Origin of the sequence: Mesorhizobium tamadayense (genome assembly GCF_003863365.1) — a bacterium.
Classification (GTDB): Bacteria; Pseudomonadota; Alphaproteobacteria; order Rhizobiales; family Rhizobiaceae; genus Mesorhizobium; species Mesorhizobium tamadayense.
On sequence record NZ_RQXT01000050.1, the window covers coordinates 26,077 to 52,402 of the forward strand.

General features: G+C 64.1%; 28 protein-coding genes, 2 tRNA genes and 1 pseudogene. 12 read left to right on the forward strand and 19 right to left on the reverse strand.

Features of this window, described 5'->3' with window-relative positions; genetic code table 11:
• The first annotated feature begins 96 nt into the window (after positions 1-96).
• On the forward strand, positions 97-282 hold the full coding sequence (locus tag EH240_RS29300) for a hypothetical protein (protein WP_125005115.1): 186 nt from the start codon (positions 97-99) through the stop codon (positions 280-282).
• Positions 283-331: 49 nt separating this feature from the next.
• On the opposite strand, the gene EH240_RS29305 is transcribed toward EH240_RS29300, so the two are convergent.
• The gene (locus EH240_RS29305) at positions 332-691 is read right to left on the reverse strand and encodes an ArsR/SmtB family transcription factor (protein WP_059186266.1); all 360 of its coding nucleotides are present in this window, start codon (positions 689-691) and stop codon (positions 332-334) included.
• A 428-nt stretch (positions 692-1,119) separates the two neighbouring features.
• Between EH240_RS29305 and EH240_RS29310 the strand changes: the two genes are divergently transcribed.
• The 3 genes from EH240_RS29310 to EH240_RS29320 all read left to right on the forward strand — a co-directional run bounded on the left by EH240_RS29310 (position 1,120) and on the right by EH240_RS29320 (position 2,204).
• Positions 1,120-1,338 carry a hypothetical protein gene (locus tag EH240_RS29310; protein WP_125005117.1) on the forward strand — a complete coding sequence of 73 codons (219 nt, stop codon included), beginning with the start codon at positions 1,120-1,122 and terminating at the stop codon, positions 1,336-1,338.
• Between the two features lie 114 nt (positions 1,339-1,452).
• The gene (locus EH240_RS29315; protein ID WP_059186167.1) at positions 1,453-1,698 is read left to right on the forward strand and encodes a DUF982 domain-containing protein; all 246 of its coding nucleotides are present in this window, start codon (positions 1,453-1,455) and stop codon (positions 1,696-1,698) included.
• 263 nt (positions 1,699-1,961) lie between these two features.
• A complete protein-coding gene (locus EH240_RS29320; protein WP_125005119.1) occupies positions 1,962-2,204 on the forward strand; it encodes a DUF982 domain-containing protein in 243 nt (80 codons plus the stop codon).
• A gap of 439 nt (positions 2,205-2,643) precedes the next feature.
• Here the strand turns inward: EH240_RS29320 and EH240_RS29325 are convergent, their stop codons facing one another.
• The 5 genes from EH240_RS29325 to EH240_RS29345 form a co-directional block, all read right to left on the reverse strand.
• Positions 2,644-3,615, reverse strand: a complete 972-nt coding sequence (locus EH240_RS29325; RefSeq protein ID WP_125005120.1) for a glycosyltransferase family 8 protein — start codon at positions 3,613-3,615, stop codon at positions 2,644-2,646.
• Positions 3,616-3,638: 23 nt separating this feature from the next.
• A complete protein-coding gene (locus EH240_RS39750; protein WP_281035175.1) occupies positions 3,639-4,220 on the reverse strand; it encodes a CatB-related O-acetyltransferase in 582 nt (193 codons plus the stop codon).
• 129 nt (positions 4,221-4,349) lie between these two features.
• Positions 4,350-4,724: a pyridoxal-dependent decarboxylase gene (locus EH240_RS29335; protein WP_125005124.1), complete on the reverse strand. Its 375-nt coding sequence runs from the start codon at positions 4,722-4,724 to the stop codon at positions 4,350-4,352.
• A gap of 142 nt (positions 4,725-4,866) precedes the next feature.
• A tRNA-Arg gene (locus tag EH240_RS29340) sits at positions 4,867-4,943 on the reverse strand.
• Positions 4,944-4,998: 55 nt separating this feature from the next.
• Positions 4,999-5,304, reverse strand: coding sequence for an ETC complex I subunit (locus EH240_RS29345; protein WP_125005126.1), 306 nt, complete (start codon positions 5,302-5,304; stop codon positions 4,999-5,001).
• Positions 5,305-5,615: 311 nt separating this feature from the next.
• Between EH240_RS29345 and EH240_RS39755 the strand changes: the two genes are divergently transcribed.
• From EH240_RS39755 to EH240_RS29360, 3 genes are all read left to right on the forward strand, one after another.
• Complete coding sequence (locus tag EH240_RS39755) at positions 5,616-6,587, forward strand: NAD(P)H-dependent oxidoreductase (protein ID WP_125005128.1); 972 nt, start codon at positions 5,616-5,618, stop codon at positions 6,585-6,587.
• Positions 6,588-6,972: 385 nt separating this feature from the next.
• Positions 6,973-8,169 (forward strand): flavin-containing monooxygenase, encoded by a 1,197-nt coding sequence (locus EH240_RS29355; protein WP_125005169.1) that lies wholly within the window; start codon positions 6,973-6,975, stop codon positions 8,167-8,169.
• Between the two features lie 176 nt (positions 8,170-8,345).
• Positions 8,346-8,422 (forward strand) — tRNA-Pro (locus tag EH240_RS29360).
• A 562-nt stretch (positions 8,423-8,984) separates the two neighbouring features.
• On the opposite strand, the gene hdaA is transcribed toward EH240_RS29360, so the two are convergent.
• From hdaA to EH240_RS29385, 4 genes are all read right to left on the reverse strand, one after another.
• The gene (gene hdaA, locus EH240_RS29370) at positions 8,985-9,689 is read right to left on the reverse strand and encodes a DnaA regulatory inactivator HdaA (RefSeq protein WP_125005132.1); all 705 of its coding nucleotides are present in this window, start codon (positions 9,687-9,689) and stop codon (positions 8,985-8,987) included.
• 1 nt (position 9,690) lies between these two features.
• Positions 9,691-10,869, reverse strand: a complete 1,179-nt coding sequence (locus EH240_RS29375; protein ID WP_125005134.1) for an AI-2E family transporter — start codon at positions 10,867-10,869, stop codon at positions 9,691-9,693.
• Complete coding sequence (locus EH240_RS29380) at positions 10,841-11,398, reverse strand: CDP-alcohol phosphatidyltransferase family protein (RefSeq protein WP_125005136.1); 558 nt, start codon at positions 11,396-11,398, stop codon at positions 10,841-10,843. Before EH240_RS29380 ends, EH240_RS29375 begins: the two co-directional genes overlap by 29 nt.
• Positions 11,399-11,620: 222 nt before the next feature.
• Entirely contained in the window at positions 11,621-12,610 is a 990-nt protein-coding gene (locus EH240_RS29385; RefSeq protein ID WP_125005138.1) for a methyltransferase, read from the reverse strand.
• Between the two features lie 246 nt (positions 12,611-12,856).
• Between EH240_RS29385 and purM the strand changes: the two genes are divergently transcribed.
• From purM to EH240_RS29405, 3 genes are all read left to right on the forward strand, one after another.
• On the forward strand, positions 12,857-13,951 hold the full coding sequence (gene purM / locus EH240_RS29390; protein ID WP_125005140.1) for a phosphoribosylformylglycinamidine cyclo-ligase: 1,095 nt from the start codon (positions 12,857-12,859) through the stop codon (positions 13,949-13,951).
• Positions 13,948-14,655, forward strand: coding sequence for a phosphoribosylglycinamide formyltransferase (gene purN, locus EH240_RS29395; protein ID WP_125005142.1), 708 nt, complete (start codon positions 13,948-13,950; stop codon positions 14,653-14,655). The genes purM and purN overlap by 4 nt, the downstream gene beginning before the upstream one ends.
• Before the next feature lie 341 nt (positions 14,656-14,996).
• Positions 14,997-15,512, forward strand: coding sequence for a SixA phosphatase family protein (locus tag EH240_RS29405; protein WP_125005144.1), 516 nt, complete (start codon positions 14,997-14,999; stop codon positions 15,510-15,512).
• A gap of 241 nt (positions 15,513-15,753) precedes the next feature.
• Here the strand turns inward: EH240_RS29405 and EH240_RS29410 are convergent, their stop codons facing one another.
• The 3 genes from EH240_RS29410 to EH240_RS29420 form a co-directional block, all read right to left on the reverse strand.
• Positions 15,754-15,960: a DUF680 domain-containing protein gene (locus tag EH240_RS29410; RefSeq protein ID WP_125005146.1), complete on the reverse strand. Its 207-nt coding sequence runs from the start codon at positions 15,958-15,960 to the stop codon at positions 15,754-15,756.
• 81 nt (positions 15,961-16,041) lie between these two features.
• Complete coding sequence (locus EH240_RS29415) at positions 16,042-16,248, reverse strand: DUF680 domain-containing protein (RefSeq protein ID WP_125005147.1); 207 nt, start codon at positions 16,246-16,248, stop codon at positions 16,042-16,044.
• Positions 16,249-16,300: 52 nt separating this feature from the next.
• Positions 16,301-16,561, reverse strand: a complete 261-nt coding sequence (locus tag EH240_RS29420) for a DUF680 domain-containing protein (RefSeq protein ID WP_125005149.1) — start codon at positions 16,559-16,561, stop codon at positions 16,301-16,303.
• A 480-nt stretch (positions 16,562-17,041) separates the two neighbouring features.
• On the opposite strand from EH240_RS29420, the gene EH240_RS29425 reads away from it, so the two are divergent.
• Both EH240_RS29425 and EH240_RS29430 read left to right on the forward strand, forming a co-directional pair.
• A complete protein-coding gene (locus EH240_RS29425) occupies positions 17,042-17,710 on the forward strand; it encodes a response regulator (RefSeq protein ID WP_125005151.1) in 669 nt (222 codons plus the stop codon).
• Positions 17,700-19,085 carry a sensor histidine kinase gene (locus EH240_RS29430; protein ID WP_125005153.1) on the forward strand — a complete coding sequence of 462 codons (1,386 nt, stop codon included), beginning with the start codon at positions 17,700-17,702 and terminating at the stop codon, positions 19,083-19,085. The genes EH240_RS29425 and EH240_RS29430 overlap by 11 nt, the downstream gene beginning before the upstream one ends.
• 72 nt (positions 19,086-19,157) lie before the next feature.
• Here the strand turns inward: EH240_RS29430 and EH240_RS29435 are convergent, their stop codons facing one another.
• From EH240_RS29435 to EH240_RS29460, 6 genes and pseudogenes are all read right to left on the reverse strand, one after another.
• The gene (locus EH240_RS29435; RefSeq protein WP_125005155.1) at positions 19,158-20,033 is read right to left on the reverse strand and encodes an ABC transporter permease; all 876 of its coding nucleotides are present in this window, start codon (positions 20,031-20,033) and stop codon (positions 19,158-19,160) included.
• A gap of 14 nt (positions 20,034-20,047) precedes the next feature.
• Complete coding sequence (locus EH240_RS29440) at positions 20,048-20,902, reverse strand: ABC transporter ATP-binding protein (protein ID WP_125005157.1); 855 nt, start codon at positions 20,900-20,902, stop codon at positions 20,048-20,050.
• Between the two features lie 162 nt (positions 20,903-21,064).
• Positions 21,065-22,078, reverse strand: coding sequence for an ABC transporter substrate-binding protein (locus tag EH240_RS29445; protein WP_125005159.1), 1,014 nt, complete (start codon positions 22,076-22,078; stop codon positions 21,065-21,067).
• A 180-nt stretch (positions 22,079-22,258) separates the two neighbouring features.
• Positions 22,259-23,034: pseudogene (dapB, locus tag EH240_RS29450) on the reverse strand (4-hydroxy-tetrahydrodipicolinate reductase).
• A 58-nt stretch (positions 23,035-23,092) separates the two neighbouring features.
• On the reverse strand, positions 23,093-23,902 hold the full coding sequence (gene speB / locus EH240_RS29455; RefSeq protein WP_125005161.1) for an agmatinase: 810 nt from the start codon (positions 23,900-23,902) through the stop codon (positions 23,093-23,095).
• Between the two features lie 87 nt (positions 23,903-23,989).
• The gene (locus tag EH240_RS29460; protein ID WP_125005171.1) at positions 23,990-26,110 is read right to left on the reverse strand and encodes a molybdopterin-containing oxidoreductase family protein; all 2,121 of its coding nucleotides are present in this window, start codon (positions 26,108-26,110) and stop codon (positions 23,990-23,992) included.
• Between the last annotated feature and the right edge of the window lie 216 nt (positions 26,111-26,326).

The following is a 26,326-nucleotide window of genomic DNA, read 5'->3' on the forward strand; positions in this document are numbered from 1 at the left end:
CTCCCAAAACCGCAACGCACTTTTGGGCGACATGCATTAGCCGCTATCTCAAGCGCGTTCCCGGCGAACTTGTGGCCGCTAAGTTACGAATTTGTAATGGGAATTGCGGATCCGGAATATTTCCGGCCGAACAATAGGCAAAAGCGGAAACCCGGCGCCGCACGGCGCGGCACCATTCTGTTTGCAGCCGCGCCGTTAGAGCGGTTCAGCCGCTCTAACTATTTGTTGCTTGCGCAATTCCGAACGGAAAACCGCTACGCACTTTTCCTGGAATTGCTCTAGGGGCGTCGCGCAGGCGAAGGCCTCTCGGCCTCGCCTGCGTCGCAGCCGATCAGGCGGCCTGCGGCCGCCGCATCCTTTCGACAAGAGCCTGCCGGGCTGGGCCGGCGAGCGGCCTGTCCATGGTCAGCAGGCCGTCGAGCAGAGCGAGGAGTTCGCGCGCTGCGGACGACTTGCAGGAATAGTAGACCATCTGACGGTCGCGGCGGGTGTCGACCAGGCCAAACCTGCGCAGTTTGGCCAGATGCTGGGAGAGCGCGGATTGGCTGAGCTCGACCTTGTCGGCGAGCGTGCCGACCGACAGTTCGCCCTCGGCCAGGTAGTTCATGATGAGCAGACGCTTCTCGTTGCCCATCACCGCAAGAAAGGCAGCCGCGCTTTCTGCATTGGCGGTAAGTTTCTTCGTCACCATCGATTTTCCCCATGTTCATGCTCTTCCGACGCCATGGGGGCAATGGCTTCAGAATTCCAGAGCATTTGGTGGGCCTGCTCCGACACGGAATCGGAACCTGCCCTGCTTCTTCGTTCGACCAAATCCCGTCGTAACCCGGTTGCCACCACGTCGGGATATTGGCCTCGGACAGCATGCGCCGCGTTGTTGCGTGACGCAAGTTGGCGCAGACTCGGAATAATTCCGCGCCGCTAATGAGTATCAGCGCTTCGTTGTTTCAGCAAGGATATAGCGAGTTGGTCCAGCATCTGGCATGTCTTCGGCCAGATAATGGGACGAAAACCCGTCGGCCAGGGCGTCGCGAAAGGCGCGCATTGCCGCCATCCCCTTCGAGGACTCACCCTCGTTTCCGAACCCGTGCTAATGTTAGCCAGGGAAGGATGGGGGACATGAGCTGGAGGAAGAAGCCCGTGTCCAATATTTCACGAAACACGTTCACACCCGCCGAGACGGCCCTGTTCGGGCGCGTCTTCGAGAGCGGACGGGTTGATGGAGAAACCGAAGATCAGAAGGAGGCGCGCGCCTCGCGCATCCTCGCCAACTACATGGCCGGCATCACCGACGAGACGGAACTCATCGAACTGTCCCGCAAGCCGCTCGGAAGATAGCTGCGACCATGTCCGCTGCCGGCGCGTTGCTCACATCCTGTTGAAATATCGGGATGAAACCTGCCGGGCAGTTGCGCGTTTATCATCCGCCCATAACGCATCAGGGGTTTCGCGATGATCCAGGGATGGTTTTCCAGGCCGGTCGAAGTTGCCGTCGGCGTGGCAGGCTCGATCCGACACATTTCCAATGCGCAGCAGGCCGTGGAATTGCTGACGGGCCAATGGCGCGACGCCGGCAGCGCGCAGCATGGCGCGGCACTGCGCGCCTGCCGCCGCGCGATGAGCGGCGACGTTCCGGCCGACAATGCCAGGGAAGCCTTCATCAGCGCCGCGCGCGAGGCGCATGTGCTGGTTGAATAGGCCCAAGGCGGTACTTGACGACCTGCCTATCGGTAGAAGAGCGATAAAAGCATCAGCAGGCGCGTCAGGCGCAGTCGGGCGGAATGAATCCGGCCTGCGGTCCGATCCCGCGCGGTGCATCGCCTACCTCAAAGTTCTTCGGAACATTATCAGCGGTGGATGGTTAATGCGCGGGTCCGCCGATCATCCCGGACCTGCATTCAATCGGGCGCCTGCCGGCGCCGTTGCTTGATCAAAAGAACACCATAAGAACGGAGGATGTGATGAACGACGTCTGGTTTTCCGAGCCGGTCGTGATCGATTTCGAGCCAAGCGAACAACACAAGGTCTCGAGCTGCTTCGAGGCAATCGAATGCCTCGACCAGCGCTGGCCAAGGCGGGCGCGCGACCGCGCCTGGCGGTCGGCAAGCCGTATCTGCCGCGACGCGCTCGATGGCTTGAGAAGTCCCGTCGAAGCCCGCAAGACCCTGCGCAAGGCGGCGAAGGCCGCCGGCCTGCTGGGCTAAGGCGCATCGCGATCCCGGCGCGGGGAAACCGGCACCCGGATCGTCTTGAGCTCCCCCGGAAGAGCGTTGCCCTTGGCGGCCCGCAGCCGAGAAAATTTCGGAACATTGCGGGCGCCGCCCTGTTTCTTCCCTGTAGTCTCCTGACTACGGGGTCCCAAAACCCAAGCCGAGCCCGTTCCGGCCTCCCATCGCCGGGGCGGGCTTGATTTTTCAGCCATATGAGGCGAAGCGGCGGCCGACGTATACTCGGAGCGTTCAGAGCGCATCCCATGGGGTACATGAAAACGTCGGCCGCAGGGCTTCAGGGCGCCTGTTGTTCAGGCCCTTTTATTTCGGCGAGTCTGACGTCTGCGTTCAACGCGAAGACCGGGTCGTGGTGAACGGGAGGTTACTATCCACAGGATGCGCCCGACCGACCCGGATCGTTTCGGCGCTTCGATCAGCCGAACCCGCCGAGCACTTCCGGGAATTGCGCGGCCATCGCGCCTTCTTCCGCTTGCCTGGCAAACATTTCGTGCACTCTCTCGCCGTCGTAACGGGCGCGGCGGCGAATCCGTTCGCGGCTGGTCAGTAGACTGCCGACAGTGTCAAAGCGCCGGACGAAGCGCTTCATAACCCCGCGCTCGAAAGGAACACGGCGCTGGAAAGCAGCCCACCACCGCGTGTTCTTGGCCAGATCGCGATAGATGTCGAGAGCAGCGAGTTCGACGCCTAGCGGCACCTTGTCCCAAGGCTTGCCCCAGCTGAAATGCCGGGCATAGGCCTTTTCGAACGGAACCTGCCAATTGTAGCTGGTCATGACATTCCACGATGGATGCATCGTTTGCCATTTGCCTTCGAACGCGACATTCAATGCACCTTGATCCAGCCCATTGACACCACGTGAGGCAAAATACCGAGCCCGAGCCAACAGGCCATCCTTTCTGATCCGGGGCAAATCAAGCGAAAGGACGCCGGAATTAAAATATGGGGCGCCTGGCTTCATCGAAAGCAGCGCTCGGTATTTCGGCTCGAAGTATGATTGAACATCATGCGCCGCGAGTAGCGGCGCATCCAACGGTGTCTCGACCAAGTCAACGATCGACCTGTTGAAGAGAACATCGCTGTCAAGATAAGCAACCCGTTCGTAAGGGGCGAATTCGGAGATTTCATCGATGAACAGCCGCATATATACAGCAATACTCAGATGACCTGGGGCGAAGGTCACGCTTCGCATCAGCTCTGAAAGATCAACTATTCTGACGCGATCATCGAGCAGCTGCTGCGCGGCAGCAAGATCGGCTACGCCGACATTCATTTGCAGGATGAAGCCGTCTATCGGCAGCGAAACGTCCAACACCCGGCGCGCCGCCAGACAGGCATAGGGAAAGTACCTGGCATCCGCCGCCAGAAAGAAACAAGACTTCGTCATTTTCTGCTGTTTATTACAACCTTTTAGTTGGCTGCGGCGCTTACTATAAAATGCTTCTCAATGAAAGTCTCGATTGGACCGGTGAGCAGAGCTGCCTCGCTCTTGATCTTGTCATCGTCCCAAAGCCACCATTGGATTGCCAGCAGCTTCAAGATGATGTCCTGCGAGAAGCGGTATCTGATTTCTCTGGCCGGAGATCCGGCGACGATCGCATATGGCGGCACGTTTTTCGTGACCACGGCCCCGGCGCCGATGACCGCGCCATCGCCGATCTCGACCCCGGGAAGTATTATGGCACCATAGCCAATCCAAACATCGTTGCCGACGGTAACGCCGCCCGGCCTACCGCCATTCGCGACCGGGTCGAGCTGATCTAGCATTCGGCTATAGATCGGAAATGAGGTCGCGCTATCAGTCAGGTGCTGTCCGGCGCACAAGAAAACCACTTCTCTGGCGACCGAGCAGAAAGCTCCGATTCTGAGCGGGGTGTTCTTCGAAGCGAACAGAACCTTTCGCCATGTCACGTCGTAGGTGTGGCGACCGACCGACACGTTTTCCGGCAATTTGTGGCGAACATCCTTCAACCATTTGGAAAACGTAGACATTCGCCAAGCCCCCGCACCGCCCCTGTAGCTCTCTGAATATATCACCGAGTTGGTTCGGACATACTGATCACTGCGCGCGTCTTCAAGCATGCAATTCCCCAAGCGGCGAAGCCGCGTTCCCGCCTCGGATCAGACATTCAGATCTTCGGCGGCGGCGATCACCTCGGGCACGATCGCTTCCACGTCGTCATCGGCGGTTCGGTGGTTGACGAAGCAGGCGCGCAGCGCGAACTGGCCGCCGATCGTCGCGTTCGACAGATAGACGCGGCCGCGCGCCGCCATGCGCTTCAGGATGGCGGCATTGTCCTTGGCACGGTGGCGGAAGCAGACGGCGCTCAGCGTAACAGGCGCCAGCAGCTCCAGGTCCGGGTGTACGTCGACAGCCAGTGCCAGCGCGACGGCGTGATCGAGATCGCGCCGGATCGCGGCGCGAAACGCGCGGCGTCCGTGATACTGCAGCGACAGCCAAAGTTTTAGCGCGCGGAACCGCCGCGACAATTCCATCGACTCGTCGAACGCTCAATCGGACGCTTCGGCTTGTGCTCGCTCATAAACCGACTTTCTCCAATCTGTCCGCCTCAGTGATATTGCTCGAAGTCGACGCGGGCGGCATCCTTGCCGTCGGCGGCATGTTTTGTGTGCAAATTGGCGATCCCGGCAGGATTCGAACCTGCGACCATCGGCTTAGAAGGCCGGTGCTCTATCCAGCTGAGCTACGGGACCGCTGGCCGGCCAGGCCGGCTGATGCCACTACGCCAGGCAACGCTCGACCCGAAGGTTAGTGCGTCCAGGGCGTCTTGCGGTCATAGCGGAAATTGTCGGAATAGGAAATCTGCCGGCGCTTCGTCTCCTTCGGCTCCTCGACGCGGAAGGCGATGCCCTGCTTTTCGGCATAGGCGACCGCCTCTTCCTTCGTATCGAAGGTGAGCCGCACCTGGCTCAGCATGTCGCCCGAAGTGGTGTAGCCCATCAGCGGGTCGATCTTCTTGCGCTGGGCGGGATCGAATTCCAGCACCCAGTGGCCGGTCTTGGCCTTGCCGGACTGCATCGCGGTTTTGGCTGGGCTGAAAATGCGCGCGGACATGACCACCTCTTTGCTGCCCGCAGAGCGGGCTTTCGCGGCGCGCGTCCGAAAGCGGGTTGGGCCTGAGGCCGCGCGCCAACCCGTCAATACTGTGCAACGGCGCCGCCCGCAAGCGGCCAAGGCCCGGCAGAGCAACAGCAGGCGGTCTTGGCTGGCAAGGGGTGGTCACGGCCGAGTGGGGAACCTCGCGCCGGCCCGAACATTAACGGAAGGTCAGACGACCAGACCGGCCGCTCCAGCCATTGGTCGCGCCTGCAGCGCGGCCGAGCGCCACGAACCTCGCCATCCTCAACAAGCCCGGACAGTGCGCCATGACCATGACAACCGAACATCCCGTCCTGCAGCTAGCCGTGCTTGTCGGCAGCCTGCGCGCCCAGTCCTACAGCCGCAAGATCGCCAAGGCGCTGGCGGCCCGCGCGCCGGATTCGCTGCGTTGCCGCTTCATCGAGATCGGCGAGCTGCCCTTATACAACGAAGACCTGGACGGCGGCACACCGCCCGCCGCCTGGTCGGCTTTCCGCGCCGCCATCAGGGAATGCGACGCGGTTCTGTTCGTGACGCCGGAATACAACCGCTCGATCCCCGGCTGCCTGAAGAACGCGCTCGACGTCGGCTCGCGCCCGCCGGGCAAGAGCGTCTTCAAGGGCCTGCCCGCCGGCGTCGTCAGCGTCAGCCCAAGCAAGATCGGCGCCTTCGGTTCCAACCAGGCGCTCAGGCAGACCTTCGTCTTCCTCGACATGCCGGTGATGCAGCAGCCGGAGGCCTATATCGGCAATGCCGCCGAACTCCTCGACGACAACGGCGCAGTCAAGAACGTCGATACCGCCGCTTTCTTGGAAGATTTCATAGAGGCGCTGGAAAAGTGGATCAGGACCGTGCGGCCGGGCAGCTCGGCCTTCGACGCCTTCATGAAGCAGCGCGAGAAGATCGCCGAGGATTATGTCAACGGCAACGCCACGTCGCTGAAGGCGATCGTCACGCATAGCGAGCCGGCGACCTTCTTTTCGCCGCGCGGCGACCACCTCGAAGGCGCCGACGTCGTCGCCGGCCGCTACGAGCGCGATGCCGCAAGCTTCCACCAGGGCGGCAGCACCGATCTCGAGGTGCTGCAAGCCTCCGCGAGCGGCGAGCTCGCCTTCTGGACCGGGCTGCAGCACGCGAAGGCGCGCATCGGCAAGAACGGCCAGCCCGCCGAGATGACCCTGCGGGTGACGGAAGTGTTCCGGCTTGAGGACGGCGGCTTCAAGCTGGTGCACCGCCACGCCGACCCCGCCAACGGCTAGCGCTCCTCCCAACTCTCGTCATCCTTGGGCGTAGCGACGCGAAGCGGAGCGAAGACCCACGGATCCAAGCCGTGACCTCAGTCGAGGAATGCAGCGGAGCAGAATTCTGGGCCGCTTCGGCGCGTCGCAGGATCCTATGGTCTGCGCCGCGTCGCTTCGCTCCTTGCTCCGCCTCAAGGATTAACGACCCGATGGGCGTTCCGGCCAATCTCCAAGGCATGCAATCTGCCAAGTTAAGCACTGCCCGACCCATCAAAATGCATGGCGGCTCTCCACCCGCTCAGCCCCATCCGCGACACCATGCCGGGGCTCTTTGCAACCGCGGCCTATTTCCATTGCCTTGCCAGCGGCATATGTCGGATACACGGGCGTGCCACTCAGGGCCATGACGACGACAAAGACAAGAATGGGCATGGAAGCGGAAATCTCGTCGGATTGGACCGGCGAGCCGGCGATCCTCGAAGGCGCGATCGTGATCGGCGCCGGCGCGGCGGGATTGGCGGCGGCCTACGCGTTGATCGAGGCCGGGGTCGCCACCGAGATCCTCGAGCGCGAGGGACGTCTGGCCGAGCCCTGGCACCACCGCCATGAGAACCTGCATCTCAACACGCATCGCGACCTCTCCACGCTGCCCGGCGTTTCCTTTCCGAAAGGCACGCCGGCCTTTCCGCACCGCAGCGCGGTGATCCGCCTCTTCAACGATTTCGCCCTGACGCACCGGCTGCCGATCGCCTTCGGCGTCGTCGTCGAGGAAATCGAATTCCGCGGCGACCATTGGCTGGTGAAGACCAGCACGGGACCTCGGGCGGCGCGCCACGTGGTGATCGCCACCGGACGCGACCGGCAACCCTTCATCCCGGGCTGGAAAGGCATGAAGGATTTCGCGGGCAAGATCGTCCATTCGGCGCATTTCGGCCGGGCGAGCGACTATGCCGGGAAGAAAGTGCTGGTGGTCGGCGCCGGCAATTCCGGCTTCGACGCGCTCAACCATCTTTCCGGCGTCGAGACCGGGCAGATGTGGCTCTCGGCGCGCAACGGGCCGTCGCTGCTGCCCAAGCGCATCGGCAAGGTTGCCGTGCATCGCTTCTCGCCCGTCATGGCGAGCCTGCCGGCCCGGCTGGCGGATGCGGTGATGGCGGCGACGCAGCGGCTGGTCTTCGGCGACCTCAGGAAACACGGCGTGCCCCCTGCCCTGTCGGGCGGCGCCAGCCGCCTCGGCTCGGACTACACGGCGATTGCCGCCGACGACGGCGCGGTCGACGCGATCAAGGCCGGCCGCATCTTCGTCGTGCCGCAAGTCAAGGAATTCAGGCATGACGGCGTCGTTCTCGAGAACGGCCAGGCGCTCGCGCCCGACATCGTCATTGCCGCGACCGGCTACCGCACCGGGCTGGAGGCGATGGTTGGCAGGCTCGGCGTGCTCGACGCCAAGGGCGTGCCGCTGTTCAACGGCGGGACGAGCGACCCGAAGCTGCCGGGCCTCTGGTTCACCGGCATGCGGCCGAGCATCCGCGGCTGCTTCGCCAATGCCCGCATCCAGGGCGCGGCGATCGCCGGCAGGATCGCCGGGCAAAAGCGCTGAAGCGCGTCGCGGCGAAACGGATCAGACAACGCGCTTCAGGTCTTATTTTGATGCATGGCGTTCTCCCAAAACCGCTGCACAGTTTGGGGCGACATGCATTAAGGCGCGAATTCTGCGTGCGAAGCTTCCGTTTTGGGTTGCCTTCCAGGCCCCGGAACCCTATACGCCGCGAGCGTCGGAGTGTAGCGCAGCCTGGTAGCGCACCTGATTTGGGATCAGGGGGTCGCGTGTTCGAATCACGCCACTCCGACCATTTTCTTTTCTTTCGGCTGTCCGGTAGCCCTCGCTGAATCGGTGGCGAATGCTTCCGGCTGCCCGAACGTGATTTGAAGGCAGACCGTAAACCCGCCGGGCGAGTCCCCAACAACCTCGAGCCCGGCGAGCCTACAACCCGATCTGGAACGCGATCGGGACCGGGATCAACCGGCGTATCTAACGGTGCAAGATGGATGCCAGTGGGTGCGTCCCGAAATGGGACAGACGCCTAAATGGGTCAACATTTCATGATGTTCGAAGAGCAGCTCGATGCTCGGCCAATATCAGTTCCAGAACCTCAACGTCTTCATTGGTCACACCCGCGCAGCGCGCGATGTGGGACAGCAACGAGCCCAGCTTTATGCGCCCTTCTGACCGAATGGCAGTTTCGACGATGATGCGGATTCTCGCCTCTGTGCCGCGGCCATACATGGCCCTTTCACACAGGGTCCGGGTTTCCGCCGGCACGTTTCGGATCGTAGTGGCTGGCGTATCGCTGCGATACTTTTTGCTGGCAGTGGCTTAATGCAAGGGACTTCAGGAGTATATTGTGTCCAGCCCTAAATATCGAACTCGCCCTGCCCCTCGTCCATGGCACTGACGGTTTCGGCGGCGAGCGCGCGGGTGATCGGCGTCTTGCGCTCGAGCGCGGCGCGGTCGAGGCGTTCGACGACGCGCATGGCGGTCGCCAGCGAGCGCTCGATGCGCCGCACCAGATATTGCACGACATGCGGCTCGACCTCGACCTGGCGGTCGGCGAACAGCTTTGTGATGACGCCGGCGAGCAGCAGGTCGTCCGGCTCGTGGATCTCGATCGTCGCCGCCGCCTTCAGGCGCGAGATAAGGTCGGGCAGCGCGACGCGCCAGGCGGAGGGGAAGCGCCGCGCCGTCAAAAGAAGCGTGGAGCCGGCGCCGCGCACCGTATTGATCAGGTGAAAAAGCCCCTGTTCGTCGATCGGGCCCTTGTCGATGTCGTCGATCAGCGCGGGCCTGGCGCCAAGACCGCCGATGTGCTTGCCGATCCCGTCGGGATCGATGGCGACGGCGTGCGCCCGTGCTTGCCAGATCTGAGCGAGGTGCGTCTTGCCGGAACCCGGAGGGCCGGCCAGCACCACCACCGGCGAGGGCCAATCCGGCCAGCGGTCAACCAGGGCGGCGGCCTGTGCGTTGGTGCCGGAGACGACGAGCTCGTCGCGCGAATAGCCGGTGCCGTGGCCGAGATCGAGCGGCAGCTGGCGTGGCGGATCGGTTCGCTGGGCTGTCATCTTAGCCGCGCGGCGAACGGTGGCCGCCGCCGCGGTCGGCAGGCAAAGGCGGCACGGACTCAGCGGCATGCCCCTTGTAGAGCGGCGATTCGAGGTAGCGGGAAATTGCGAAGCGCACCAGAACGGCAATGGCCGCTGAAGCCGGCACTGCGATCAAGAGGCCGACGAAGCCGAACAGCGCGCCGAAGGCAAACAGCGCGAACATCAGCCAGACCGGATGCAGACCGACGCTCTTGCCCACCAGCCTCGGCTGCAGGATGTTGCCCTCGATGAACTGGCCGACGAAGAACACGCAGGCCACCGCCACGATCATCGTCCAGTCCGGCCAGAACTGGACGAAGGCGACGCCGATGGCAAGCACCAGCCCGGTCAGCGAGCCGACATAGGGGATGAAGGAAATCAGCCCGGCGAAGAAGCCGATGAGGATGGCGAAGTTCAGCCCCGTCAGCGTCAGGCCGGTGGCGTACATGGCGCCGAGCACCAGGCAGAGCGTGCCCTGACCGCGCACGAAGCCGGCGGTGGCGGTGTTGATGTCGCGGGCGAGCGCTCTGACCGTCTCGACATAGTCGCGCGGCACCCAGCTGTCGACCACGGCCACCATGCGGTCCCAGTCGAGCAGCATGTAGAAGGCCACGACCGGGGTGACCACGAACAGGCTGACGACCGAGACCAGCGCCACGCCCGAGCTCCAGATCGAGGTGAAGACGGTGGTGAGCAGCCCGAAGCCGGTGGTTAGCAGCGAGTTCAGCCCGTCGCGCAGGCTGGCGGCGTTGACGCCGAAGCGCTGCTCCAGCCATTTCGGGTCGAAACTGGTGATCAGCGACTGCAGGCGGGTGAGGTATTCCGGCAACTTGCGGGCGAAATCGGCCATCTGCGTCGCCAGCACCGGCACCAGGATGACGAAGGCGAGCACCACGACGACGATGAAGGCGATCAGGATCACCACCGTCGCCATCAGCCGGGAGAGGCCGAGCCGCTGCAGCCGGTCGGCGACCGGATCGAGAAAATAAGCGAGCACCATGCCAGCGACGAAGGGCAACAGGATGCCGGAGAAGACATAGAGGAACAGCGCCATGAGCACGGCTGCGATCAACCAGAACGCGACCTGCCGGCGGAACGCGGTCGAGGCCGCGGCCGTCCAGGCTTCGCTGTCAGGTGTCCGTTGTGGAGCCTTCGCCATAGCCGCTCATATGCCTTAGCCAGGCCACGAGATAGGCCGCGGCCGAAGCCACGGTCAAGACCCCGGAGAGCAATATGAGCGCCGGCCGAAGCGGATCGAGATGGACGGAAAAGGCAAGCTCGCCCAGCACCAGCGCCGCCAGCGCGATCTGCACGGCGGTATTCACCTTGGACACAAAGAGCGGCTTCATCTCGACTGGGTGGCTCATCACGCTGGATAAAAGCACGGCGCAGATAATCAGCCCGTCGCGCGAGACCATGGTCACGACAAGCCAGAGCGGCAGTTCCCCGGCAAAGCCCATAACAACGAAGACCGAGACCAGCAAAAGCTTGTCGGCCATCGGATCGAGATAGGCGCCGAGGCGCGAGGACAATTGATAGCGCCGGGCGATGAAGCCGTCGACGCCGTCGGAAACGCCGGCGACGAGGAAACCCGCAAAAGCCCAGTCCCAACGCGCCTGCAGCATGGCCAGCACCACGGCGGGCACCAGCAGGAGCCGCATGATCGTGATCATGTTGGGTATGGTCACGTGATGTCCCGTCGTGGCGTTGTTAGGAAATAGATGATGGAGATGGTGGATAGGCGCAAGGGAGGAGCGCCAGTCGCGGCGAGGGTTTGCGTGAGCCGCCCCGGCCATCTCGACATTCTTCGTTCTCGCATATGCCAGTCCCCAACCTTCACGGAAGAGATGGCGTGGCTGAACGGAGAGCTACCGCAAAGCCAGGCTCACGGCGAGATTTTCTTCGGCTGGCTAGGCCGCAGACGCCTCAAGGATGGAAATGGGGCCTCGGGTCTGAATCACTCGTTCAAGGCGTAGCCCAGCGGCGTCGAACAAGCTTGCATATTGGCCCTGGGTTCTTTCCATGCCACCGGTGACGGCGAGCATGACCACGTCGATACCCTTGATCTGGCTCGGTTCGTTACCTGGCGGCACGAGCGTCTCGGCGATCAGCACCTTCCCGTTCGGCAGCATTGCCTTGCTGCAATTGCGCAGGATCGCCGCGGCACGCTCATCGTTCCAGTCGTGAACGACCTTCTTGATGACGTAAACGTCACCGGAGGGAACGCTCTCAAAGAAATCACCGGCGATAAATTCGGTGCGCGGCAGGTCGCCTCCGGCACCCTGGCGTGCCGCCGCGACGCCCGAAGGCAGATCGAAAAGCACGCCGCTCAAATGAGGGTTGCGGGCTAAGATCGCCGAGAGCAGCTGGCCATGCCCGCCGCCGACGTCGACGATCCGCGTAAACGGCTTGAACTCATAGGCTTCGGCAACAGCCTCGTTACTGCCTTGACCCAAGGCGACCATGGCTCGCTGAAACAAGGCAGCCTGCTCCGGGTGTTCGGACAGCCAGTCAAACCTTGGGCTGCCAAACACCTTGTCGAAGGCTGGCTTTCCGGTGCGGACGGAATGCAAGAGCTGCTCGAAGGCAAGATAGGCCTCACTGTTGATCATGCGGACGAAATCGCGAGGACCTGGCCGATCCGAGCGAAGCGCGGCGCCGATCTCCGTCAGCTCGAAATGGCGGGGCAGTACTTCCCTAAAGACGCCTTCAGGCGCGAGAAGCCGCATTATACGATAAAGTGAGTCAGCATCCGATTGAGTGGCAGCAGCTAGCTCATCAACTGACTGCTCGCCGGCAGCCAGGAGATCGGGGATGCCGAGTTCGATAGTGGCGCGCAGCGCCTGTGACACGGCGAATCCAAGGCCGAGCCTCATGATCTGTTGCGACGGATTGAGCATGTCTTCCCCCGGGATCCCTGGTGCGTGGCAGCAGAGCACCAACAGCAGGCAGAAACAAGGATACAAAGGGGTGTGGGCCAACATTGAGGGACAGGCTTCCGATAAAAAGGCGCCACCGCCGCAGAAAGGCGCACAGTCCAAGGTTTTATCGGGGAGCAAGGCCAGCCATCCTACCGTTATCCTTGCGAGGGGCGACCGTTCATGCGAAGAGCCCGCACACGAGCAGGAAAAGAGCAGGCGCACCGGATGAGCAAGCGCGATACCAACAAGCGCAACATAGCCAAGCGCGGGAACGGGCTCACCTATGCCGAGGCGGGTGTCGATATCGATGCCGGCAATCTCATGGTCGAGAAGATCAAGCCGCTGGTGCGCGCCACCCGCCGGCCGGGCGCCGACAGCGAGATCGGCGGCTTCGGCGGCCTGTTCGATCTGAAGGCCGCCGGCTTCACCGACCCGGTGCTGGTCGCGGCCAATGACGGTGTCGGCACCAAGCTCAAGATTGCCATCGATTCCGGCAAGCACGACACGATCGGCATCGACCTCGTCGCCATGTGCGTCAACGACATCGTCGTGCAGGGCGCCGAGCCGCTGTTCTTCCTCGACTATTTCGCCACCGGCAAGCTCGACCCCGACCAGGGCGCGGCCATCGTCGGCGGCATCGCGCAAGGCTGTCGGCAGGCTGGCTGCGCGCTGATCGGCGGCGAGACCGCCGAGATGCCCGGCATGTATCACGACAAGGATTACGACCTCGCGGGCTTTGCCGTGGGGGCGGCCGAGCGCGGCCAGTTGCTGCCCACTGACGACATCGTCGAGGGCGACGTGTTGCTTGGCCTTGCCTCCTCCGGCCTCCACTCCAACGGCTTTTCGCTGGTGCGCCGGATCGTTGCCGCGAGCGGGCTGGGCTGGAGCGATCCGGCGCCGTTCAACGACGAGTTGAGCCTCGCCGAGGCGCTGCTCGAGCCGACGCGCATCTATGTGAAGTCGATCCTGAAGGCGATCCGCAACACGCATGGCATCAAGGCGCTCGCCCACATCACCGGCGGCGGTTTTCCGGAAAACATTCCGCGCGTGCTGCCCAAGGATTTTTCCGCCGAGCTCGACCTCGAGGCCATCGACGTGCCGCCGGTGTTCTCGTGGCTCGCCAAGACCGGCGGAGTCGCGCCGGAAGAGATGATGCGCACCTTCAACTGCGGCATCGGCATGATCCTGGCCGTCGCTTCCGGCCAGGCGGCGCAAGTGGCGGCGGTGCTGCAGGAAGCCGGCGAGACGGTGACGCCGATAGGCCGCATCGTGCCGCGCCGGGACGCCGGTGTCATCTATCGGGGCTCGATCGGCCTATGAGCAGGAAACGCACGGTCGTCCTGATCTCAGGACGCGGCTCCAACATGACTGCGCTGATCGCGGCGGCCAGCGACCCGACCTATCCGGCCGAGATCGTCGGCGTCATCTCCGACCGGGCGAACGCCGCCGGGCTTGGGATCGCGCAGTCGCGCGGCATCGCCACCAAGGTGATCCAGCGCGCCGACCATCCGAGCAAGGACGCGCATGACGCCGCGATCGATGCCGCGCTCACCGGCTTCGGCGCCGAGATCGTGGCTTTGGCCGGCTATATGCGCATCCTCGGCCGTGGCCTGGTCGAGAAATGGCAGGGACGCATGATCAACATCCACCCTGCCCTGCTGCCCGCCTTCAAGGGGCTGGACACGCATGCGCGGGCCATCCGCGCAGGCGTGCGCATCCACGGCTGCTCGGTGCATTTCGTCACGCCCGAGATGGATGACGGCCCGATCATCGCCCAGGCCGCCGTGCCGGTGATGGTCGGCGACAATGAGGACACGCTGGCCGCGCGGGTGCTGAAGGTTGAGCACCGGCTCTATCCGCTGGCGCTGGGGCTGGTCGCCGAGGGCAAGGCGCGCATGGAAAAGGGTCACACAGTGCTTGCCCATTTCGCCGACGACGCCGACAACGCCACCTCGGTGGTGATGGCGCCCGACCCGCTGCGCGAGGAAACCGACCTCGAACAGCTGGCGCGGATCACGCCGTAGAAATCTGGGAGCGCTGGTCGGGACCTACTAGCCGTGGATAACTTCGACAGCGCGATCCGGACGAAGGGCGATCTCGCAGGTGTCTTCGAATATGAGGACACCGGGACGCAGTACAGAGCGCAAGGCGAGACGGCCGGCTCGATTGTTGATGTAATACATGTCAGGTCGGGCAATGGGCCATCACCGAGGCAGATGTCGCCGTCAGGTGGGAAAGCAGCGAACAGCGTGTGGGCCTGTTTGTCTTCGGCACGCTGGTAGCCGCCTTTGATGCCGCAGCAGGGACGAAATATGGTGGCGGATATGGCAAGGATTTCAACGCCGAGATTCCCTGGTCCTGACCAATGCCAATAAGACAACTGCTTATTCTGCGCCATGCCAAGTCGAGTTGGGACGACCCCAAGCTTGCCGATTTCGACCGGCCGCTCGCGCCGCGCGGGCTGAAGACGGCGCCGTTGATGGGGCGCGAGCTTTCGCGGCGCGGCTGGCTGCCGGACCTGGCGCTGGTCTCGCCGGCGCTGCGCACCCGCGACACCTGGCGGCTGGTCGCCCAGGAACTGCCGGAGCATGTGCCGGCGGAGTTCGCCGAGGAACTCTACGAGGCGGCGCCGGCCGCCATCCTGGCCCGCGTGCGGCAGGCGAAAGCGACCAGCCTGATCGTGATCGGCCATAACCCCGGCCTGCAGAATTTTGTGCTCCGGCTCGCCGGCACCGGATCGGATGCCGATGTGTTCCAGAAAATCGAAGCGAAGTTCCCGACGGCGGCGCTGGCACGGTTCACGGTGGACGAGGATTGGGCGAACATCGATTTCGGTGGTGCGCGACTGACGCATTTCGTCAGGCCGAAGGATTTGGGGTAGACGGCGGAACTGCCGATCTCCCTTGTGGGGGAGATGCCTGGCAAGGCAGAGGGGCGCTGTCCGGCCGTCTTTTCCGATATTTCACCGGCCTCAGCCCGTCAGGCCGAAATTGCTTGCGCAGCGTTTCTTCGCGCCCCCCTCTGTCCTGCCGGACATCTTCCCCATAAGGGATTGGTGCGTCATCGGTCTGCCAGAACAAAAAAGCGGCGGAGCAAGCCCGCCGCTTCGAGACTGGAACCGATCAGTGATTGCCGAACAGGTTGCGGTCGGCGCCCTGGGTCAGTGGCTTCTGGACATTGGCGTTTATCTTGGTGATCAAAGCCGTCACGGTCCGGTCGACCGCAACGGTCGGCTGGTTGGCGTTGTTCGAGCCATAGTTTTCGCTTCCGGCGAAAGCGGCGGCGTCACAGGCATCACCGCTTCGTGATGATTGTTTGATCGAACGCAAAAAGCCGGCCCAATGCCGGCTCTTCAAAACAGAGCGGCGGGTCAAGCCCGCCGCTTTGAGTCTATCGAAAGTCGGAACCGGTTAGCGGTTGCCGAACAGGTCGCGGTCGGCGCCCTGGCTCACCGGCTTCTGGACATTCGTATCCGGCTTGTTGACCGAAGCGGTGTACGAGGTATCGACCGAAGCTGCCGGCTGGTTGGCGTTGGCCGAGCCGTAGTTGTCGGAGCCGGCGAAAGCGGCGCCGGTGGCAACGAGAAGGGCGGCGGCGGTAAGAGCGATGTTGGTCATTTCAGGTACTCCAGAATTGAGGATTGATTGGCTGGGTTGATTTGAGCCCGGCTTAGCGGCCCCAGATGCCCTGGCCGGATTCCGGCTGGTTCTGATCGGGCGTGATCTTGAGATCGCGCTGCTCAAACTTGCGGATCGAGCCGGTGATGCTGCGGTCGATGTTGTCGCCGGACTGGGGCGCGACCGACTGGGGCGCGACCGACTGGGTGACGGCCGGCTGGTTGACGTTGTCCGAACCGTAGTGGTCGCTGCCGGCGAAGGCGCTGCCCGTGGCAACGAGAAGGGCGGCGGCGGTAAGAGTAATCTTGTTCATTTCAGGTACTCCAGATTTTCAAAAGTCGTGTCCGTCAAGTGGCGTGCTGTAATGGAAATTCGCGTCGCTCGGACCACCGCGAGATGGGTCCGGCCTGTTGCCATTTCCAATCACGAAAATGTGCAAATCGAACCGATCGGTTCGACCTTGAAATCGCGTGAATGGCGAATCTGCCACTTTCTTCTTGTTCAATATCAATGGGTTATCGCAGTGGCTGCGCAGCTGACGTCCCGATACAGCAAGCCAGTGTTCACCTCAGCTACACGATCCGTCAACATAAATTGAACCGAACCGTTCGGTTTTATTTCTCGTGATGGCGTAACGAGCCTTGAACCGGCCGACGGAGCGGGCCTTAGCCGGCGTTTGCCTTGCCGGCGGATCGATACTATCGATTGTCTGCAATTGTCCGTTCGGGCCACCGGCCGCGCTCGCGAAGGCCGGCGACACCCGAATGGAGGCGTTCCTGAACAGCGACGGACGATGCGGCTCCTGCTTGTCGAAGACAATCGCGAACTGGCCGATTGGCTAAGCAAGACGCTGCGCCAGGCAAGCTACGTCGTCGACGTCGTGCATGACGGCGAGGATGTCGAGCATGCGCTGGCCGCCGGCGACCATGCGCTCATCATCCTCGACCTCGCCCTGCCGCGCATGGGTGGAATGGAGGTGCTGAAGCGGCTGAGGGCGCGCGGCAATCCCGTGCCAGTAATCGTGCTCACCGCAAATGCCAGTCTCGACGGCCGCGTCAAAGGCCTCAACGAAGGCGCTGACGACTATCTGGCCAAGCCCTTCCAGATCGAGGAACTGGAAGCGCGCATCCGCGTGCAGCTGCGCCGCGCCAACGACCGGACCGCGCCGGTCATTTCCTGCGGCGATCTCGTCTTCGACACCAACACCAGGCTGTTCTCGCTCGGCGGCGAGACGCTGTCGCTGACGCCGCGCGAACATGCGGTGCTGGAGCAATTGGTGGTCAAGGCCGGACGCACGGTGAGCAAGGCGGCGCTTTCGTCAGCGATCTACGATTTCGAGACCGACGCCGACCCCAGCGCCATCGAGATCTATGTCCATCGCCTGCGCAAGAAGCTCGAAGGGTCGCGCGTCCAGATCGCCACCTTGCGCGGCCTCGGCTATCTGCTGCGCCATGAAGATTAGCAGCCTCCGCCTGCAATTGCTGGCCTGGGTGGTGCTGCCGCTGGCCGCACTGGTGACCGTCAATCTGTGGACCAGCCAGCGCAACGCGCTGGCGACCGCCGACCTCGTCACCGACCGCATGCTGGTCGGCTCGGCGCGCGCGATCGCCGAGCAGGTGGCCATGGCCGACGGCGTTCTCGACGCCACCATTCCGCCGGCGGCGATCGAGATGTTCGACACCGGCGACCGCGACAGCGTCTACTACCGGGTCGAGACCGCGAACGGCCGGCTGCTGACCGGTTATCCCGACCTGCCCGATGCGCCGCAGAGCGGCAGTATCGAGGCTCCCTATCGCGATCATCGGTTGCGCCTCGCAACGCTCAGCCATGCCGTGATCGGCGCCGGGGCGGATTCGCCGATCAAGGTCACCGTGGGCGTCACGCTCGCCGGCCACGACGCGATGGTGAAGAGCCTCTGGTTCAGCGCCTTCGCCCAGCAGCTGGCGCTGGTGGCGATTGCCGGCGTGTTCGTGCTGCTTGGCCTGCGCCGTGGGCTCGCGCCGCTGATCCGGCTGCGCGATGCGGTGCGCTCGCCGGACCGCAGCGATCTCGACCCGGTCGAGGTGCCCGGCGCGCAAAGCGAGATCCGGCCGCTGATCGATGCACTCAACGCCTATATGGAGCGCGTACGGGCGCAGATGGCGGCGCAGCGCCGCTTCATCGCGAATGCCGCGCACCAGCTGCGCACGCCGCTGGCGCTCATGTCGACGCAGGCAAGCTATGCGCTGCGCGAAAGTGCCGCCGACCAGCGCCAGGAGGCGCTGGTGGCCCTGCAGGCAAGCTCGGGCCGCCTGGCGCGGCTCGCCGAACAGCTGCTCACCCTGTCGCGTGCCGAGCCCGGCAGCCGGCGGCCGCGCGCCGACCGTATCGACCTCGCCGAAGCCGCACGTCAGGTGCTGGAAGGCCAAGCGCCGAAGGCGATCGAGCGCAACATCGACCTCGGGCTTGAGGAAACCGGCCCGGTGCCGGTCATCGGCGACGGCACGATGATGCGCGAGATGATCGTCAATCTCGTCGACAATGCGCTGCGCTACTCCGCGCCCGGCGGCAGCGTCACCGTGAAGCTCGCTGCTTCGAATGGCGAGGCCGAGCTTACGGTCACGGACGCCGGGCCCGGCATTCCGGCGGAGGAGCGGGAGCATGTCTTCGAGCGCTTCTATCGCATTGCCGGGGCGAGCGAGGAAGGCAGCGGGCTCGGCCTCGCCATCGTGCGCGAGGTGGTCGAGAATGCCGGCGGCAGCGTCATGCTTGGCGATGCCGCCGCCGGCGGGCTGAAGGTCGAGGTGCGGCTGCCGCTGGCCGCAGCCGAGGACCGGCCAGCCGGAGCCTTGTTTTGACGCAATTCCGGGCGGAAGGCTACGGCGAAGGTGCCGAGCCTGACCGTTTCACACTTTTCCTGGGATTGCTTATCAGGTTCCCTGCTCGTTGAAGGGTGCCGGCCGCCACTTGACGACATAGTTCTCGAAGCGGGTGATGAGGAACTCCACCACCAGCGCCATCACCGCCAGGATGATCATGGCGGCGAAGACGCCGTTGGCGTTGAAGGCGCCCTGCGCGGTCGAGATCAGCAGGCCCATGCCCTGCTTGGCGCCGAGGAACTCGCCGACCACGGCGCCGACCAGCGCGAAGCCGAAGCTGACGTGAAGGCTGGCGAGGATCCAGCTCATCGCCGACGGGATGATGACGGTACGGGTGATCTGGTAGGGCGAGGCGCCGAGGATCTGGGCGTTGGCGATCATCGCCCGGTCGGCCTCGCGCACGCCCTGGAAGGCGTTGGCGAAGACGACAAAAAACACCATGACCACGGCGAGCGCCACTTTGGAGGCCATGCCGAGGCCAAGCGCGATGATGAAGACCGAGCCCAGCACCACGCGCGGCACCGAATTGGCGATCTTGATGTAGATGGAAAAGACATCCGCCAGCAGCTTGTTGCGGCCGAGGATGATGCCGGCGGCGATGCCGCCAACGGCGCCGATGGCGAAGCCGAGGAAGGTTTCTTCCAGCGTCACGTAGATCTGCAGCCAGAGCGGCCCCTGCGAGGTACCCTCGGTGACCCACGACCAGATCTGCTCCCAGATACCGGAGGGGCTGGAGAAGAAGAACGGATCGATGATGTTGTAGTAGGCGCCGAGTTCCCAGAGCGCGAGGGAAACAATCAGGATCGCGAGGCGCAGGCCGATGACCAAAGCATGGCGGCGGCGCAGGCGCGCCCTCGCCCGGGCCTCGGCGGCAACGATCGAGGTGGCGCGCACGGCGGCCCGGTCGGTGGGAGAGATGGCAGTCATTGCGGAACCTCCTTTCAGTGGCCGGTTTGCAGGCCCCGGCTCTGGCCGAGCTGCACTTCCTCGCGCAGGTCGTTCCAGATCACCTTGGCGATCTCGATGAATTTCTGATCGTAGCGGATGTCGGCCATGACGCGCGGTCGCGGCAGGTCGATGCGATAGACGCTCTTCACCGTGCCGGGCCCGGCGGTGAGCACATAGACCTTGTCGGCCAGCGCAACCGCTTCCTCGAGGTCGTGGGTGACGAAGACGACGGAGGATTTGAGTTCCGACCAGAGGTCAAGCAGCTCATCCTGCATGGCGGTGCGGGTCTGCATGTCGAGCGCGCTGAACGGCTCGTCCATCAGCAGGATCTTGGGCTGGTTGATGAAGGTCTGGGCCAGCGCGACGCGCTTGCGCATGCCGCCCGAGAGCTGGTGCGGATAGTGCTTCTCGAAGCGGGCCAAACCGACGCGGGCGATCCAGTCGCGCGCCCGGTCATAGGCTTGCGCCTTCGGCGTGCCGCGATAGAGCGGGCCGGCCGCGACATTGTCGATGACGCTGCGCCACGGAAACAGCGCATCCGCCTGGAAGACGAAGCCGATGTCGCGGCTGATCTCGGTGACCGGATTGCCCATGACGCGGACATTGCCTGTGGTCGGCCTGAGCAGGCCGGTGACGAGGTTGAGCGTCGTCGACTTGCCGCAGCCGGTCGGCCCGACGACGCAGGCGAACTCGCCGCGCGCCACCGTCATGGTGAAATCGCGGATGGCCGTCATCATATGGCCGTCGGGCGTGACGAAGCGTAGCGTCACATCGTCGATGGCGATCGCGGCATCGGCCGGCGGCGCGGCCTGGGACAGCTTCTCAGCCGCCATGGTTTGCAACTGCATGGCACACTCCTGTGGCGATGGTGCGAGGACGCCTGCGGCCCAAGCCCGGGGGCTGGCCGCGTATCGGCGTCCGGAAAGGCGCCGCTGCCGAACTGATTCAGGCAAGCGGCGCAAGTTGTTGTTCTTCAACCGGCAGATCCGCGCGATCCGCCGCCGAATGCGCTACTTGGCGGCGTCGACGAATGCCGTAGTGTAGGTCTTCGACAGATCGATCTGCTTGCCCTGCAGACTCTTGGAGAAGGTCGACAGAACTTTCAGCACCGTCTCCGGGCCGTCGGCCGGCATGCGGCCGTCCGGCGTGAACATCGCCTTGCCGCCGGCGAGACCTTGCACGTAGAGGTCCTTGTTGCCGGCATAGTAGTCCTTCGGCATCTGGTCGGCGATCTCCTCGGCCGAATGGCCGGCGATGTACTTCATCGTCTTGACGAAGGCATTGGCGAGCTTCTGCGCCTCGTCCTTGTGGCTGTCGAGCCAGGCGGACTGGACATAGAAGGAGGCCGCCGGATAGTTGCCGCCCAGCGCCGCCTTGGTCTTTTCGGGCGTGCGCATGTCGACCAGCACACTGGCCTCGCCGGTCTGGAGCAATTTGGCGATGGTCGGCTCGGTGGTCATGCCGGCCTGGATCTGATCCTGCTTGACGGCGGCGATGAAGGTGTTGCCGGCGCCCACGGGCAGAAGCGTGTAGTCGCCCGGCTTCAGGCCGCTACGCACGGCAAGATACTGCGTGAGGAAATCGGTCGAGGAGCCGAGGCCGGTGACGCCGAGCGTGGCGCCCTTGAAGTCAGCCGGCGACTTGATCTCCGGGTGTTTTGCGGAAACCAGCTCGACCTCGCCCGGCGCCTGGCTGAACTGGACGATCGACTGGATGTATTTGCCCTTCGACTGCAGGTCGACGGTGTGGTCGTAGAAGCCGACGACGCCCTGCACGGCGCCCGCCAGCAATTCGTTCTCGGCCTCAACGCCGGCGCGCGAGTTGACGAGCTCGACATCGAGCCCTTCATCCTTGAAGTAGCCGAGTTGCTGGGTGAGCACGGCCGGCAGATAGATCTGCTTTTCCATGCCTCCAACGATGATGGTGATCTTGTCGGCGGCCGATGCCGCCGTGGCGCCCGTGGCGACGATGGCAAGCGTTAGCACCGCCGAACGCAAGACGCACTTCGAGATGAAACCGGTCACGTAATTTCCTCCACCTGGGCGGCACGCCCTCCAGGCTGCGCCGCATTTCCTCCTTGCCGGCCACTCCCGGGACCGGTCACGCGGCGAACGCCGCAACGCTGTCATGGCATGCCCAAGCTTTCAGCTGGCTTTCAGCCGTTTCGATGATCGGAAGTACTTGAAATCGGCAAGGATCGCCGATCACGAGGCGTTGAACCCCAGCACGTCGCGCATGTCGTATTCGCCTGGCGGACGCCCGGCGACCCAGAGCGCGGCCGCGATGGCGCCGCGCGCGAACATCGAGCGGTCGCCGGCCGCATGCGAAAGCGTGAGCCTCTCACCTTCGCTGAGGAAGCTGACGCTGTGCTCGCCGACGATGCCGCCGCCGCGCAGCACGGCGAAACCGATCTCGCCGGCGGGGCGCGGGCCGACGACGCCGTCGCGGGCGCGCCTCGCCACATCGTCCAGCCTGACGCCGCGGCCGCGCGCGGCCGCCTCGCCCAACATCAGCGCCGTGCCCGACGGCGCATCAACCTTGAAGCGGTGATGCGCTTCCAGGATCTCAATGTCGCAGTCGTCTCCGCCCAGCGCTCTTGCCGCTCGCCAACCAAGCCGGTCAGCATGTTGAGCCCCAGCGAATAGCTGCCGGAGCGCACAACGGCGATTTTCTTTGCGGCGTCGGCGATGGTTTCCAGTTCGGCGGCATCGAAACCGGTCGAGCCGACGACCAGCGCGGGACCGTTGCGCGCCGCGCAGGCCTTTGCCAGTTCGGCGGAAGCCGACGGCGTGGTGAAGTCGATGACGACGACGGCAAGCGCCAGCGCTTCATCGCGCTCGACCAATCCCTCTCCCGTGCTGCCTGGCCGATGGAAGCAAGCGACGAGCTCCAGCCGTGGATCGGCCTGAACGGCTTCCGCCATCTGCCGGCCCATGCGGCCGAGCGCGCCGGCGACGGCTATCCTGAGCGGCTGCGGCATGTCCCTGTCCAGAGTCGAGTCGAAACAACGCTTTAGCACGCCGCCTTGCCAAATTGATTCAGCCGGCAGTCGCGCCGTTGGTCTTCAGCATCATGCCGGCGATCTCCTTGACCAGCTTGGCGGCGACGAGCGCGGTGACGTTGGAAAGGTCCTGGCGTGGATTGTACTCGACGACGTCGGCGGCGACGATTGGCTGGTCTATTCCCTGAATCAAGCCGACCACCTGGCGGGTGGTGAAACCGCCCGGTTCACGGTGGGAAATGCCGGGCGCGAAGGCCGGATCGAGCGCGTCGATATCCATCGAGATATAGACGGGCGTCCTGAGGTCGAGCCGCAACCCTTCCTTGAAATGCCGCATCTCAACCACCTCGACGCCGAAGCGCTTGAACTGCTCGCGGTGATGGTCGTTGACGGTGCGCAAGCCGATCTGGATCAGCCGGTCGGCGAGCCGCTCCTCCATGATGCGGGCAAAGGGCGAGGTGTGCGAGCGCGGATTGTCGTCGTAGGAATGATAGATATCCGGATGCGCGTCGATATGGACGATGGTCAGACTCTGGTGGCGGCGACGCACCGCTCGCAGAACCGGCCAGGCAATCGCGTGGTCACCGCCGAGCGAGATCAGCGGATAGCCTGCATCGAGCGCGCGGTCGACCTCGCTCTCGATCCGCTGCCACGGGTCGCCGGGCCGGGTGAAATCGATATCGCCATGATCGACGAAGCGGTCGGTCAGATCGAAACCGGTTTCCGACCATGAGGTATAGGCGTCGCTGGCGAGCTCGCGGCGGATCAGCGGTGGCGCCTCGGCCGGCCCGCGCAGGTAGGACGAGTTCTCGTCATGCGGAATGCCCAAAAGCGAGACCTTGGCCACGACATTCTCCCTCGTTGCGCAGACAGGGTGCCTCTATAGACGCCCGAGCTGGCGGTTGCGACCGGAGGCGCTTGGGCCAGGTGCCAACTAAGCGTTCAGCTCTTGCGCCTTCCGCAGCCAGACCTTGTTGTCGTGGAAGGCGGCACCGCCGTAAGGCGCGGGCGCGTCGGCGCCGGTGAGCACGTTGATGCCTTCGCCGCGCTCATGCGCGCTGTTCGGCCAGATGCCTTCGGCCACCACCACGCCGCGCTTCACGCCGTCGAAGAGCTTGGCATGCAGCACGATATCGCCGCGGCGGTTGCCGACCTCGACGCGGCCGCCGTCTTCAATCCCGAGCGCCGCCGCGTCCTCGGGATGGAGCAGCAGTTCCGGCCTGCCTTCCTTGGCCCTCGACACCGGCGTCTCGGAAAAGGTCGAGTTGAGGAAATTGCGCGCCGGCGACGTCGTCAGCCGGAACGGGTGCTCGTCATCCGCCACCTCGATCAGGTCAACATGGTCGGGGAATTCCGGCAGTCGTTCCACCGGCCCGAACAGGCCCATGCTTTTCGGCGGCCGGTTGGGCGCCGACTGTCCGGTCCAGTTGGCCCGGAAGTGAAACTTCCCATCGGCGTGGCCGAAGCCGTTGATGAAATGCGCGTCGTTGAAATCGGGCTGCAGATCGACCCACTTCTGTCCCTTGAGGCTGTCGAAGCTGCCGATCCCACGCTTGCCCAGAATGATGTCGATATGCTCCCGCTCGGTCAGGCCGAAGCCAGGCCGGTCGCCGACGCCCAGCCGCTTGCCGAGTTCTTCATTGACGTAGTGGTTGGTGCGCGGTCCTTCCGGCGGCTCGATCAGCTTGGGGCCGAGCGTGATGTGCTGGTTGCCGCCGCCCTTGTAGATGTCGTCATGCTCCAAAAACATCGTCGCCGGCAGCACGACATCGGCCAGCTTGGCCGTATCGGTCATGAACTGCTCGTGCACGCAGGTGAAGAGGTCCTCGCGCAGAAACCCCTGCTTCACCAGGCGCTGCTCCGGCGCGACATTGGCCGGATTGGTGTTCTGGATCAGCATCGCCGTCACCGGCGGGCCGCCATAAAGCGCGTCCGCCGCGCCGGTCAGCACCGGGCCGATGCGGGAATGGTCGAGATAGCGGATGTTCGGGTCCCGCATCGCGGTGCCTTCCAGCACGTCCTGGTTCAGCTTGAAGATGCCGGAATTGGAGTGGAAGGCACCGCCGCCTTCATATTGCCAGGCGCCGGTGACGGCGGCGATGCAGGAGGCGGCGTGCATGTTGACCGAGCCGTTGCGCTGGCGCGCAAAGCCGTAGCCGAGGCGGAAGTAGGTCTTCTTCGTCGTGCCGACGAGATGGGCGAAGGTTTCGATCTCGGCGACGGTCAACCCCGTGATGGCAGCCGCCCATTCCGGCGTGCGTGTCTTGAGGTGCTCTTCCAGCCCGCGCGGATCGTCGGTGTATTTTTCGAGATAGGCGCGGTCGGCCATGCCGTCGCGGAACAAGACATGCATCACCGCGCAGGCCAGCGCGCCGTCCGTGCCGGGCTTCAGCACCAGGCCGAGATCGGCCTGCTTCACGGTGGCGTTCTCGTAGATGTCGATGACGACGATCCTGGCGCCGCGTTCCTTGCGCGCCCGGGTGGCATGGGTCATGACGTTGACCTGAGTGACCACGGCATTGGTGCCCCAGATGACCACACAATCCGACTTCGCCATCTCGCGCGGATCGGGTCCGCGCAAGGCGCCCGCCCCCATCATCCAGCCGGTCCAGGCGAGATTGGTGCAGATCGAGCCGAAGAAGCCGGAATATTTCTTCGCGTGCCGCAGCCGCTCGATGCCGTCGCGCTGCACCAGCCCCATCGTGCCGGCATAGTAATAAGGCCAGACTGTCTCCGAGCCGTGTTTCTCCTCGGCCGCGATGAACTTCTCGGCGACGAGGTCGAGGGCTGCGTCCCAGCTCGCTTCCTTCCAGGCGCCCGCGCCCTTGGCTCCGGCGCGCACCAGCGGTTTCAGCAGGCGGTCGGGGTGATGGACGCGATCGGCATAGCGGGCGACCTTGGCGCAGACGACGCCCGCCGTGTAGCTGTTCGCCTTGGCGCCATGGACGCGGCCGATCCGGTTGTTGTCGAGCAGCTCGACCTCGAGCGCGCAGGTGGATGGGCAATCATGCGGACAGGCCGAATGGCCGATGCGAAGCTTGGCGTGCTGGTTCATGGCGGGGTGTGTAGCGGGTTTTGGGGAAGAGATGTAGGGCCAGATGGGGCGCAAGCGCCGATCTCACCCCCTTGTGGGGGAGATGTCGCCGAAGGCGACAGAGGGGGTCGCCGCGCGTGGAGCGCTAGCGTCTTCTATGCCGAGACGACGTTGGCACTCTACGTGAGACTACCCCCTCTGCCCTGCCGGGCATCTCCCCCTCAAGGGACCCTCAAG